Raw genomic sequence first — 12,919 nt, forward strand, 5'->3', positions numbered from 1 at the left:
CGTCAGATTAAAGAAAAAGCGATTCGTCGTTTACGTCAGACTTCAAGAAGCAAAGCATTGAAGGCTTACTTAGGATAAAATCTTGAATGATTGAATTAGCTTCAAGAAATTCAAAGTTAAAATAATTAAAAAAAAGGTGCGTTTATCGTGCCTTTTTTTGTTTCTTTCCATAAAATCTATTGTTGAAAATGGCAATTTTACAACCTATTCATAATATTGCGGAGATTTTTTCGAGAAAAAATGTCAAAACTGCCATTCTTTGTCCTGGCTCACGGAGTGCCGCACTGACGATTTCGATGGTTCGTCATCCAGATATTGAAACGCTCAGTATCAGTGATGAACGTTCGGCAGGATTTATAGGAATGGGTATGGCACAAGCAACTGGTGAAACAGTTGCCTTGGTTTGTACCTCGGGGACGGCCGCTTATAATTTTGCACCTGCCATTGCCGAAGCTTATTTTCAAGAAATTCCGATGATTATTCTTACAGCTGACCGACCTGCTGAGTGGATTCATCAATATGATGGCCAGACAATTTTTCAGCGAGAAATTTATGGTAAGCATGTAAAGAAAAGTTTTGAGTTACCATCTGACTATTCAAATCCTGACGCTGTATGGCAGATTGAGCGAGTAATGAATGAGGCTATTAATTTAACACAAGTTCATCCTAAAGGTCCTGTACATATAAATGTACCAATACGAGAACCGTTTTATCCAACAGCTGACGAGGTGATTTCGTTTGATAGAAATGTCAGAATTATTCAGAATGCTGCAATAGAAAAAAAACTACCGAATCAGTTTTGGATCGATTTTAAAGAAATTTGGCAAAACTCTGAGAATAAATTGATTGTGGTTGGGCATCGACAAAGTTCTGAGTTGAATAAAATTTTAGAAAAATTTTCCGAGGAGTTATGTGTGCCGGTAGTCGCAGATATTATTTCAAATGTAAACAATATTGACCCAATATTAGCTGATGTATTTTTATCATCAAAAAACGAAAGCTTTAAACAAAAACTAAAACCAGATTTACTTATTACTTGTGGGAAGTCGGTAATTTCTAAGAATTTGAAAATCTTCATAAGAAATAATAGGCCAACATATCATTTTCATATTCAAGAAAATCCTGATTTGATTGACCCATTTCAAACCTTAACTCATAAAGTAGAAGTATCTCCTGAATATTTCTTTGGGCAACTTTTTGAAGATTTAGATTTTTTAAATTTTAAAGAAGGCGATGAAGAAGTTGATAACGAATATTTTGAGTTTTGGAATGAAGCAAGTAATAAGGCTAAGCAAAAGTTGAATGCTTTTCTGAATAATTCGGATTATTGTGAATTTAAAGTCATAAGAAACGTGATTGACAAACTGCCTGAGAATTCGATATTTCACGTTGCTAACAGTATGGTAGTGCGATATTCAAATCTCGTTGGCTTAGAAAAGGGTAAAAATGTTGAAGTTTTTGCTAATCGAGGCACAAGTGGCATTGATGGTTCAATGAGTTCGGCGGTTGGAAGTGCTTTGAAAACTGATAAAATTGTCACTTGTTTGATAGGAGATATGTCATTTTTTTATGACAGGAATGCTTTTTGGAACACGTATTTGCCTGATAATCTGAGAGTTATATTAATAAATAATCATGGCGGAAACATTTTTAGAATCATTGATGGGCCAAGTAAGCAACCAGAAGTAGGTGATTATTTTGAAACTAAACAAAACAGTTCGGCTGAGTATTTTTGTAAAGAAAATGAAGTGGAATACTTTAAAGTTAATGATGAAGCAAGTCTCGAAAGTGCGTTAAACTTGCTTCACCAAAAAACAAACCGACCAGTTGTGATTGAAGTGGAAGTGGATGGTTCTAGAAATGCTGAAGTATTTGCTGAATACAAAAAATTATTTGCAGACTTTAGTTAACATTTCAATCGACTTTGCTTCATTGAGTTTCTGACCTACTGACCAATATTCACAGGCCTTGGAATTATTTCCGAGGCTTTGTTGCGTTAAGCCAAGATAGTAATTCAACAACTCGACCGTCGGGTCGATTTTATCAGACTTTAAAAAGTTTTCGTTGGCACTCGAAAAGTTTTTTGTTTTTAGGAAATACACTCCTAAATTTCTGTATGCCCAAGCACTGTTTTTGTTTTTTTCAAGTACCAAATCCAATAATTTTTTTCCTTCTTCAAGTTTACCTAAATTTATTAGGTAGTAGGCTTTATTGTTTTGATATATCTCATTTTTATTTATTTCAATCGCTTTTTCAACTAATTCTAATGATTTTGCGTAGTCTTCCTTTTGTGCAGCTATCAAACTCAAATTGTTTATTGCAAAATCTTGCTTTGGATTTAGACTGATAGCTTTCTCAAAGTTTTTCTTAGCTGCATCATAGTTTTTATCGGTGTATTGAATGTAACCCAAGTTTGTATAGGCTTTATCATTTTGTGGATTGAGCCTCAATGCAACAGCAAGATTAGAATTAGCCTCAGCAAAATTATTTTTTTGAATCAATACATTACTGAGAGTTACGTAATAGAACGATGAATCTTTATATTGATTAGAAATCTGTTTTAATAAACTCAATGATTCTTCTAATTTATCAGTATTAGAGTAGGCCTCCGCTAAATTGAATTTTGCCATGTAGAATTTATCATCAATCGAAACCGCTTTCTCAAAATCTTGAATAGCACCTTCCAAATTATCCATTTCGAGTTTTACTCGGCCACGATTATTGTACGCATCCGCAAATTTTGGCGTTTTTTCGATGGCTTCACTATAAAATTTAATTGCCTCTTCAAAATTACCTTTCTTATACGCCACGTTACCTTGTATAAAAAATAATTCGGTATCCTTTTTTGCTCTACCACAACCTAATAATATTATAATAGGCAAGAAAATATAAAAAAATCTAAAAGTATTAAAAGTATTGTTCATTATTTGTATATAGTTTGTATGATTAAAATTTTAAATTTGTTTTTTGAATTGAAAATACTTTCGTAACATTGCACTTCAATCAACAAATTATTCGAAAATGAAATTTATAAAAGAGATTCCAAATAATTATTGTAAAGCCTCCCTTTATGTATGGAACAATAAATTCATCATAAAGTTTGAAGCTGGGATGTACGAACAGACATACAAAGTTAGTGAATATGATGTATCAGGAGAAGATGAAATCGAAGAAATGCTTGGCGATACATTTATGGAGAGGGTAGTTAATAGATTCAAAGAAATGTCAGAGGATTTTGAATTGATTTTAGATTCAGTAGATTAACAAAAAAGCTCGCTTGCAAGCGAGCTTTTTTGTTAGCAAGAGATTATTTGATGAATAACCATTTTTTATAAAGGGCTTCTTGCTCTGCTGTTGGATTTTGTACTTTTTCAAGTTTAAACTTAATAGCTGGATTTGCTTTTAGAATGATATCATAAGTAAATTCTTGACCAAAACGCTTTACTTTTACCGAAACTTTATCACCTACTTTTTTATCAGAAATTGCTGCGGATGGGTTCATTGTTTTTACTCCATTGATTTCTAAAATCTCATCATTTACATTGAGTCCACCATCATAAGCAGATGTCCCACGTTGAACTGTTGCAATTTTTCCATTGATCATTGTTACTCCCAAAAATGGTGTAGTTGAGTCAACTTCTTTGTTTAAAGTCATTCCAACGTATTTATAGAATTCATTATAGTCTATCGCATCGGCTTTCCAAACGTACTTGTTGAAGAATGAATCCATATTTTTTCCTGCAATTAATTCACAAGCTTTTTGGAATTCTTCATCTTTGAAGCCTCTTTTTTGTTTCTTGTAATACTCGTTCCATAAATAACGGAACACGTCATCCAATGATTTTTGGCCTTTAGTTTCACCGATAATATATAGGTTTAACAAAGCACCCAATACGCCACCCTTATCATAGTATGAAATTGTACTATTTCTTGAATTTTCGTTTGGACGATAATATTTTATCCAAGCATCCCAGCTTGATTCTGTAACTGGCTGAACTGTATTTCCAGCTTGATTCTCGATACTACTTATGGCAATTTGCTCACGCTTGATATAATCATCAGGTGTGTAAATACCAGCACGCAACAAGATGTTATCTTCATAAAATGAGGTGATACCTTCCGATACCCACAGCATGTGCGTATAATTTTCATTATCATAATCAAACGGCCCAAGTGCAATCGGACGAATACGTTTTACATTCCACAAATGAAAATATTCGTGAGCAATCAAACTCATTGAATTTTTCATGGTGCCTTCATTCATGTAGGCAGTTGGCGAGGTTTGACAAGTAGTTGAATTCAAGTGTTCAAGTCCACCGCCAATGCCCGGTAATTGATGAATAATAAATGTATAATTTTCGCAAGGATGCTCGCCAACAACACTTGCGGCAGCTTCCGTAACTTTTTTGAAAGTTTCAATGGTTAGTTTTTCATCAGCTAAGAGTGGAGCATTGCTATAAAGAGCAATTGCGTGAGGAATACCTAAAGCTTTGAAAATCAATACTTTATGTGTGCCAATTTCGATGGGACTATCAACCAAAATATCAAAATCTGGTGAGTAATAAACAAAATCCTTATCTGATACTTTTTTAAGTCCTGTTGAAATCGTATTCCAGTTTTTGTAGGGTTTGATTGTCAAGGTAGAAGGAGACATTTTTAATTCTGGAACATACAAAAACATACTCGCTCCATTGAGGTAACCATGTGAATCATCTAAAAAACTATTGCGGACACTCAACTCAAATGCGTAAACCTTGTAACTAATCTTAATTTTTGTGTTTTTGCCATATACACGCCAGGTGTTTTTGTTGATTTTGTCAAATTTCAAATCTTTCTTACCATCCGTTACCGAAACTGATTCAACGTTTTTAGCATACTCTCTTACGAGATAAGAGCCTGGAGTCCAAACCGGCATTTTAAAATCAACGTAATCTTTCTTACTTAAAGCATCAATTTTATCAATTTCGCTCAGAGTCATACTTACTTCAAAGTAGTGAGTCCAAGGCTCTGACATTGACAATTCATAGGTGATGTTGGTTTTAGGAATGCCGTTTTCTTCAGGTTCAGAAAGTGTTTTGGCATTGAGGTAATTGACCCCAAGTAAAAACAAAAACAAAGGGAGACATTTAAAAAGTGTATTTTTCATCAAAAAATAAGGATTTGTTTGTTGTTGAAACTTGATAAACAATTTTTTCATAAAAATATCGTTTTTTGCATGAAATTACTTCATTTTTCTCTCAAATATAAAATTGGCACTCTGTTTGATTTAATATTTTTACCTAACTTGGTTTTTGTTTTACTATCCTTAATTCCATGAATCAATTTTTTGCCATAGGGCGGTTTTCCGTTAGGAATATTTCCGCTTTGCTTGTCGGTACTTTATTGCAAGTAAGTCATTCATCGTACGCTCAAAATACGATTGCTTACACCGACCCCGAATCTCACTACAACAAAGGGATTGAACTTTTCCAGAAAAAAGCATATACTGCTTCCCGAGAAGAATTTAAACATTACATACAATCGACAGAAAAAACGCTCAAGGAAAATGAGTTTAATCTGACCAACGCCGAATACTACTCAGCGTTATCGGGATTATACGCAAAAGCCACTGATGCTGATATTGAAATTGAACGTTTTGTGGTTAATCATTCTGACCATCCCAAAGCCAAGGTTATCTATAATGATTTAGGAAAATACTTCTACGACCAAGGCGATTATAATAAAGCGATTGTGTATCTCGAAAAAGCAACTGCAGGGGCCAATGAAAGCCAACAATCGCTCGAAATGAAATATAAATTGGCAGTATCTTATTATCAGACCAATAATTTTCAACGAGCGTTACCAATTTTCAATGAAGTTAAGGCCGTTGCTTCTGATTATCAATCGCATTCATCGTATTATGCTGGCGTGATAAATTATAAAAATGAAAATTATGATGCCGCATTGAATGATTTGAAAAGGGTTGAGAATGTAAATCCTTATAGAATTGAAATTCCGAATTGGATTGCCAATATTTTATACGTTCAAAAGAAAAATGATGAACTGTTGGCTTATACTGAGCCTATTATCGAAAAACCGAATGGGAAAAAGATTGATGATATATGCTTGGTAACAGCTGAGGTTTGTTATTTCAAAGATGATTTTGTTAAGGCGGCAAAGTATTATGATAAGTTCAGAAATTTCAAACGTGGGGCAGTTTCAAATCAAGTAACTTTCCGCCACGCTTATAGTTTATACAAAACCAATGCTTTTGATAAAGCAGTAGAAAATTTCAAGAAAATTGCTGCTCAAAATACCGAAATTGGGCAGCAAGCGGCTTATTATTTAGGAATTTCTTCTTTAAAAGTTAATGACTTAAATGCAGCCTTAGCGGCTTTCGACCGTGCAAAAACTGCCAATTTTGATAAAGTTATCAAAGAAGAAGCTCAATTTAATTTTGCGAAGGTGGCTATTGATTTAGGTAATAATCAGCAAGGGATTAACGAACTTCAAGATTATCTTAAAAATTATCCGAATGGCAAATATGAAGATGAAGTAAACGAAATATTGAGCGATGTTTTGTTTGATTCAAATAACTATTCTCAAGCAATCTCTTACATCGAAGGGCTAAAGAAACGCACCAGTAAAATTAATTTGGCGTATCAACGTCTTTGCTACAATCAAGGTGTTTTAGATTTTAATGCTGAACGTTACGCTCGTGCCATTCAATATTTTGATAAATCACTGTCACAACCGATGGATGCCGAATTAAAAAACAATGCAATGTTTTGGAAAGCTGAGGCATCATACGCTGCGAAATCACCTGAAGCTGAGGCTTTGTATAAAGATGTTTTGAATACGAGTAACGAAAGTTTAAAACAAAAAAGTCGATATGGGTTGGCTTATCTCAATTATAACAACAAAGATTACAAGCAGGCGAGTAACTATTTCAAGGAGTTTTTGAAAGGGAAAAGAGAAGAAAGTACCCGTCAGAATTTTGAAGATGCTCTTGTTAGAATCGGAGATTGTTATTTGGCAACCAAAAACTATAACGATGCCATTACTTATTACGACCAAGCCATTAAAGAAAACAAAACTGAGAAAGATTATGCCATGTATCAAAAGGCACTTACGCTTACTTTCTTAGGTAAAAATCAAGAGGCTCAGCAACTATTTGATAGAATTTCGGCTCAATACCCTAATTCTCGTTTGGTCGATGATGCTCTTTATCAAAGCGGTGTTTTGGAGCTAGACAAAGGTAATAATCAAAGTGCCATCACGATTTTAAGCAAAATGATTCGAGAAAGACCAAAAAGTGCTTTAATGCCAAAAGCATTATCGAAAAGAGCATTGGCTTACTCGAATATGAAGAATTTTGAGGCTTCAATCATCGACTATAAGTTAATTCTACAACGTTATGGTAACTCAGATGAAGCAGATAATGCTTTACTTGGTTTGCAAGAGAGCCTCAACTCGGTAGGTCGCCCCGAAGACTTTTCTGCGGTTGTTGATGAATACAAGAAAGTCAATCCAGCTAATGGCTCAGTCGAAAATCTTGAATATGAATCGGCTAAAAATCTTTATTTGAATGAAAAATACGATAAAGCGATTGCCGCACTCCAAAAATACATCAGAAATTATCCAAATAGTAGCAATAGTTTTGAAGCCAAGTACTATATAGCTGACTCATACTATATTTCAAATGATAAACCAAATGCTTTAAAATATTACAGTCAGGTTATTGCTGATAATAGTACCACTTTCGTAACTAAATCGGCACTAAGAGCGGCAGCCATTGAGGTTTCAAATAAAAGCTATCGCAATGCAATCTCCAATTATCGAACTGTGCTATTTTCTTCACAAAACAAACGTGATATTGTTTCAGCATGGCAAGGTTTAGCCGACTCATACTATATAACTGGAAATCAAGATTCGGTTATTGTATTCAGTAAAGAAATCATCAATAATGGTGGCAGTATAGTAATGGGTGCTACCAATAAAGCTCAGTTACTTTTAGGTAAAGCTTACATGCAAAAGAACGATTTTGTAAAAGCAGAGGAAGAGTTTAAGAAAACCATTGCGATGGCAAAAGATAATAACGGAGCCGAAGCAAAATACTTCATCGGAGAGATGCAGTATAAAGCAAAGAAATACAAGGAGTCAATTAAAATCTTACAAGAATTAGCTCAAGATTTCTCTGAATTTGTCTACTGGTACGAGAAAAGCTTCTTGTTAATTTCTGATAATTATGTTGGGATGAATGATTTCTTTATGGCCAAAGCAACGCTCAAATCAGTAATCGAAAACTCAGATACTCCCGAAACGGTTGATGCAGCTAAGAAAAAATTAAAAGATATAGAAAATAAAGAATAAGCTGTTAGTTTAACTTTCGCTAAATACTTATAACCAAAGAGTTAAGTGGTTGAACTTAAAAAAAACTTAAAATTATGAATTTTATTAAATTAACTAATATTTCAGCTAAAGATAATTTATTTTCTCAAAAAACAATCTTAGCTTTCAGCATAATTCTATCAAGTTCAGCGAGTGTTTTCGCACAGCTCGATGACGACATTGTGATTACAAAAGACCGCAAAGTTGAGTTGCCACCGGCCAATCGAGTCTTTGAAAAAATTCCACCAGTTAAAACAAACCCCGAAGACCGTCAGATGAAATATTCTTTCTTTGATAGAAAGCTAAAGGGTATCGAAGAAGTAAAGTTTAACCCAACCGTGGTTTCACCGGATGGTGGAAAAAAGAAAGAAGAGGAGGAAAAATATAATAATTATATCAGTTTGGGTGCTGGTAATTTTGGAAGAATTTTCGGAGAATTATATGTCAATTCACCTCAAGATAGAAAGATGATTTTTGGCGTTCATGCCATGCACAATTCAACTACTCGTGGGCCAGTCGATGATAAAAATTCGGCAAATATGTATGACAAAGCCGAATTGACTGGCAAATATTTAGCTGAGAAATTTCAAGTAAATGGAGGTTTATCTTATAATCGAGACCAATATTATTTTTATGGCTATAAACGACCGAGAGTAGAATTCGACCGAAAAGAAATCAAACAAATTCTAAACACTCTCAATTTTAACGTAGGTTTTGAGAATATCGCTCCTAATCCGAGAGTAGATTATGCCTTAAAAACCAATATCCGTTCATTAAAAGATAATTATTCGGCCCAAGAAACCGATTGGACAACTACATTTAATGCATACTTTCCTATCATTGAAGATAAATTCATCGCATTAGTTGATGCAGATGCAAATATGGCACAGCGTAGCGATGGTGAAGTTGACAAGAGAAATTTATTTAGAGTTGAACCTTCATTTAAAATAAATCTTAATCGTTTTGGTGCAAGTATTGGTTATAAAGCAGTCAATGAATTTGATGAGGTAAAGAAAATTAACCGTACCAAAGGGTTTCCAACTGTTGAACTTACTTACAAATTGCCAAATTTGATTTATGTATTTGCAGGTTACGATGGAGATATCATTAGAAATACTCTTGGAAGTTTCTTAAACGAAAATCCATATCTCAAACCGCAAACCAAATTATTAAATACCGAAAAACTCCAAGAATATTATGTTGGCGGAAAAGGAGATATTGGTTCTGGTTTTAGTTTCAATTTCAGAGGTTCGATGGGTTATTACAAAAATCTTTACTATTTCAATAATTACTCACCTAAAGCCACCGAAATGTTGGGTGATACTGCAAAATTTACTGTTTTGTATGATAGTCTTAAAACTCAATACGTAAATGTAAATGTGCAATTAAACTACCAACCAGCCCAAATCTGGCGTACATATTTGCGTACGGAAATAAACCATTATCAAAGAAGAGCCTACGAAAAACCATTTCATCGTCCGCTCATAACTGTTAAATGGGGAAATACCTTAATCGTATCTGATAGATTGATTGCCAACTTAGATTTAGCCTACATCGGAAAAACTTTTGCCAAAAATCCTACAACAAATGCAATCGTAACAAACAAAGCAATATTTGATATGAATGCCGAGTTCGACTATCTGTTTGGGAAACAATTCACTGCTTTTGTAAAATTGAATAACATTTTAGGGAAAAAATACGAACGCTATCTATATTATCCGCAACAAGGATTGAATTTTCTTGTAGGAGTCAATTTTTCGTTTTAACTTAGCATTACAAAGGACTCCAAATTTTATAATATCTCTTATGAGACCAGTTGCTGACCATATACGCACCTTACTTTACGAACACGACTACGTGACCGTACCAAACTTTGGGGCTTTCATTGCAAATTATTTGCCCTCAAGTTTTAATGAAATTAGTGGCTCATTGATGCCACCACAAAAAAGAATAGCTTTCAATGAAATTTTAAAACAGGATGATGGATTATTGGCTACACATATCTCACGTAGAGAAAGTGTAACTATTGATGAAGCTAAACGAAAAATTCAATCTTTTGTAACTGATATAAAAGATTCATTAGCAACTGAAAAATCTTTTAGTTTTGATAAAGTTGGAAATTTTGTGCTTAACGAAGAAAACAGTTTAGTTTTCGAACCAGACAGAAAAAATAACTTTTACAGCGAAAGTTTTGGTTTTGATAGTCTATTCCCTCGCCAAATTGCGAAAGAGAAATATACCTACAGCCAGACTTTTGAAGAAGATGATGATGAATTATTAGTTCATAAATCGTCTTATTCAAGTACAGCTGTAAGAAAATCTACTGGTTGGACATACGCACTTTATTCAATTCCAATTTTACTTTTGTCGACTGGCCTATTTGTGGTGCTATTTTCGGGCCCTAAAAGTAGTAGTGAAACTGCCAAAAGTAGTTTCAACCCATTAGATTATATTCCTAAAAAGGAAGAAGTCGTTCAAAAAGTTGTAGTAAAAACTCCAACAGCCGAAACTGATATTATCAAACCTAATTTTGATAATCAAACTGTAGTTGCCACAGAATCTAAAACAGTTGTGGTTCAGCCTACAACTCCAACAGTTGTTGAGTCGGCTCCGAAAAAAGTAGAGGCTAAAAAAGAAATAGAAAAACCAGCAGTAGCATCTGTTGATGAAGCTGCTACCGCAACAATAAATACAGCCGAAAAGCGTTATTTGATTGTTTCAGGTGTTTTTAAAAGTTTAGAAAACGTTGAGAAGTTGCAGTCAATTCTTATCAAGAATGGCTTTACTCCAAAAGTTATCAAAGTTGGTGAATTATCGAAGGTGGTTGCAGCTGAGGCTGGGTCTTATGCCGAAGCAACTCAACTTTCTGAGAAACACACAAAGTTAATCGGAGAAAAACCTGCAATTGTAAAAGCGAACTAATCTAATCAATTTATTTTAAAAACCTGTAAGCAAAACACTTACAGGTTTTTTTATAAGTATATTATTCCCATTTTATCAAACATTTTTCTATGCAATCAGCATCGCTCGATAACGAAAATAAGCAACATCAAACAACCGCTTTTTTATTGAGTTTGGTCGTTTATGCTTTATTTTTAGGTTTATTATTTTTTTTAGAACTAATGTACTCACCTCCCGAAGAAGCTGAAGGTGTTGAACTAAACTATGGTGTTGATTTAGTCGGTAGTGGTGATATCCAAACAACCAACAAGGCCAATATATCTCCCAATAATTATGATGTTAAACCATCAGAAAAAGATGAGGCAGAAGCTAAACCCTTAAAAACAAAACCTATAGTTACTCCACCACCAGTTGAAAAGGTCGAAAAAGTAAAGGTAAAAGAAGCTCCCGCAAAACCAGTCATCACAGCCGATGATGAAAAAAGCCCTGTCACTGAAAAAGAAAATAACAAGCCAGTTAAAAAAGTTGAAACTAAACCAGTAGTAAAACCCACTCCGGCTGAAACAAAGGCAAAACCAGCACCTGCAAAAGTTGAGCCTCCAAAACCTGAACCAGTAAAGCGTTCGGTTGAAGAAGGGTCAATTATGAAAAAAGGTGGTACAGGTTCTGGAAGTGGAGCAAAATCAAATAGCTCGTCAAATGGTACAATCGGAACGAGAGATGGAGTGGGTGGAAATAATAACGGCGATGGCAAAAAGGGTGAAGTAGGTGATAAAGGAGACCCAAGAGGAACACTCGATGGTAAAAGTATGATGGGTAAACCTGGTAAAGGAGGGGGCTCCGGTGCTTCAATTGGTGGGCTTAGTGGATGGAATAAAAGAAAGCTTTCTCTGCCAGATGATGGATCTTCTGAAACAGGTAAAATTGTTTTCAAAGTTACTGTTGATGATTCTGGCGATGTAGTTGGTATAAGCGTGGTTTCTTCTACTGTTAGTCCATCGGTTCAAAATTTCTATAAAAATTATATTCAACAAAAATTGAGTTCTGTTCTTTCTCCTGAAGGAAATCCACCTCCGAGAGCGACCGGTACGATAACAATCAATATTCAATCTGGTAATTGATATTCGAAAATGTAAAATTTAAGGACACTTTCAAAAGGTGTCCTTTTTTATTTACCTCAACTCTCTACTAATCAATAAAATCCTTTTCTCTTTTGATAGTATCTTAGTAGCTTTGCATAAAGTATTTATTTAAAAATGACTTACGAAGAAACTATAGATTATTTATATTCATTATTACCAGTTTTCCATCGTGATGGAGAGAAAGCCTTTAAGGGAAGCTTGACCAATATTCTAAAATTGAGTGAATATTTAGGAAATCCACATCTAAAGTTTAAATCAGTTCATGTTGCTGGTACAAATGGGAAAGGTAGTACTTCTCATTATTTAGCTGCTATACTTCAAAGTGCTGGTTATAAAACAGGTCTTTATACATCTCCACATTTGAAAGATTACACTGAAAGATTCCGAATAAATGGCGTATCTATTGAAAAAGCGAATATTGTTGCATTTATAGAAATGCATAAAAGCTTCATTGAGGAGTTAAAGCCTTCCTTTTTTGAATTAAGTGTAGCCATTGCATTTGATTT

At 34.3% G+C, this 12,919-nt stretch carries 8 protein-coding genes and 1 pseudogene; 7 read left to right on the forward strand and 2 right to left on the reverse strand.

The genetic code is table 11. From position 1 onward, the window contains the following. The first annotated feature begins 188 nt into the window (after positions 1–188). Positions 189–1,910: a 2-succinyl-5-enolpyruvyl-6-hydroxy-3-cyclohexene-1-carboxylic-acid synthase gene (menD, locus tag ACOVO2_RS21190; RefSeq protein WP_421771903.1), complete on the forward strand. Its 1,722-nt coding sequence runs from the start codon at positions 189–191 to the stop codon at positions 1,908–1,910. Here menD and ACOVO2_RS21195 read toward each other — a convergent pair. Then, positions 1,890–2,924, reverse strand: coding sequence for a tetratricopeptide repeat protein (locus ACOVO2_RS21195; protein WP_421771904.1), 1,035 nt, complete (start codon positions 2,922–2,924; stop codon positions 1,890–1,892). The genes menD and ACOVO2_RS21195 overlap by 21 nt on opposite strands. A gap of 97 nt (positions 2,925–3,021) precedes the next feature. On the opposite strand from ACOVO2_RS21195, the gene ACOVO2_RS21200 reads away from it, so the two are divergent. Then, on the forward strand, positions 3,022–3,264 hold the full coding sequence (locus ACOVO2_RS21200; RefSeq protein ID WP_421771905.1) for a hypothetical protein: 243 nt from the start codon (positions 3,022–3,024) through the stop codon (positions 3,262–3,264). A gap of 43 nt (positions 3,265–3,307) precedes the next feature. Here the strand turns inward: ACOVO2_RS21200 and ACOVO2_RS21205 are convergent, their stop codons facing one another. Continuing rightward, the gene (locus tag ACOVO2_RS21205; protein ID WP_421771906.1) at positions 3,308–5,197 is read right to left on the reverse strand and encodes a M61 family metallopeptidase; all 1,890 of its coding nucleotides are present in this window, start codon (positions 5,195–5,197) and stop codon (positions 3,308–3,310) included. Positions 5,198–5,313: 116 nt separating this feature from the next. Between ACOVO2_RS21205 and ACOVO2_RS21210 the strand changes: the two genes are divergently transcribed. From ACOVO2_RS21210 to ACOVO2_RS21230, 5 genes and pseudogenes are all read left to right on the forward strand, one after another. After that, positions 5,314–8,352, forward strand: a complete 3,039-nt coding sequence (locus tag ACOVO2_RS21210) for a tetratricopeptide repeat protein (RefSeq protein WP_421771907.1) — start codon at positions 5,314–5,316, stop codon at positions 8,350–8,352. Positions 8,353–8,426: 74 nt separating this feature from the next. Continuing rightward, entirely contained in the window at positions 8,427–10,136 is a 1,710-nt protein-coding gene (locus tag ACOVO2_RS21215; RefSeq protein WP_421771908.1) for a TonB-dependent receptor, read from the forward strand. Positions 10,137–10,176: 40 nt separating this feature from the next. Beyond that, positions 10,177–11,292, forward strand: a complete 1,116-nt coding sequence (locus ACOVO2_RS21220; RefSeq protein WP_421771909.1) for a hypothetical protein — start codon at positions 10,177–10,179, stop codon at positions 11,290–11,292. 89 nt (positions 11,293–11,381) lie between these two features. Next, complete coding sequence (locus tag ACOVO2_RS21225) at positions 11,382–12,392, forward strand: hypothetical protein (RefSeq protein ID WP_421771910.1); 1,011 nt, start codon at positions 11,382–11,384, stop codon at positions 12,390–12,392. A gap of 135 nt (positions 12,393–12,527) precedes the next feature. Beyond that, positions 12,528–12,919, forward strand: a pseudogene (locus ACOVO2_RS21230) (bifunctional folylpolyglutamate synthase/dihydrofolate synthase); the annotation flags it as partial.

Origin of the sequence: Emticicia sp. (assembly GCF_049241225.1) — a bacterium.
GTDB lineage: Bacteria > Bacteroidota > Bacteroidia > Cytophagales > Spirosomataceae > Emticicia.

Bases quoted from the DNA above. Each gene is read 5' to 3' on its own strand.
- menD (WP_421771903.1), top strand. From the start codon at position 189: ATGGCAATTTTACAACCTATTCATAATATTGCGGAGATTTTTTCGAGA.
- ACOVO2_RS21195 (WP_421771904.1), bottom strand. From the start codon at position 2,924: ATGAACAATACTTTTAATACTTTTAGATTTTTTTATATTTTCTTGCCT.
- ACOVO2_RS21200 (WP_421771905.1), top strand. From the start codon at position 3,022: ATGAAATTTATAAAAGAGATTCCAAATAATTATTGTAAAGCCTCCCTT.
- ACOVO2_RS21205 (WP_421771906.1), bottom strand. From the start codon at position 5,197: ATGAAAAAATTGTTTATCAAGTTTCAACAACAAACAAATCCTTATTTT.
- ACOVO2_RS21210 (WP_421771907.1), top strand. From the start codon at position 5,314: ATGAATCAATTTTTTGCCATAGGGCGGTTTTCCGTTAGGAATATTTCC.
- ACOVO2_RS21215 (WP_421771908.1), top strand. From the start codon at position 8,427: ATGAATTTTATTAAATTAACTAATATTTCAGCTAAAGATAATTTATTT.
- ACOVO2_RS21220 (WP_421771909.1), top strand. From the start codon at position 10,177: ATGAGACCAGTTGCTGACCATATACGCACCTTACTTTACGAACACGAC.
- ACOVO2_RS21225 (WP_421771910.1), top strand. From the start codon at position 11,382: ATGCAATCAGCATCGCTCGATAACGAAAATAAGCAACATCAAACAACC.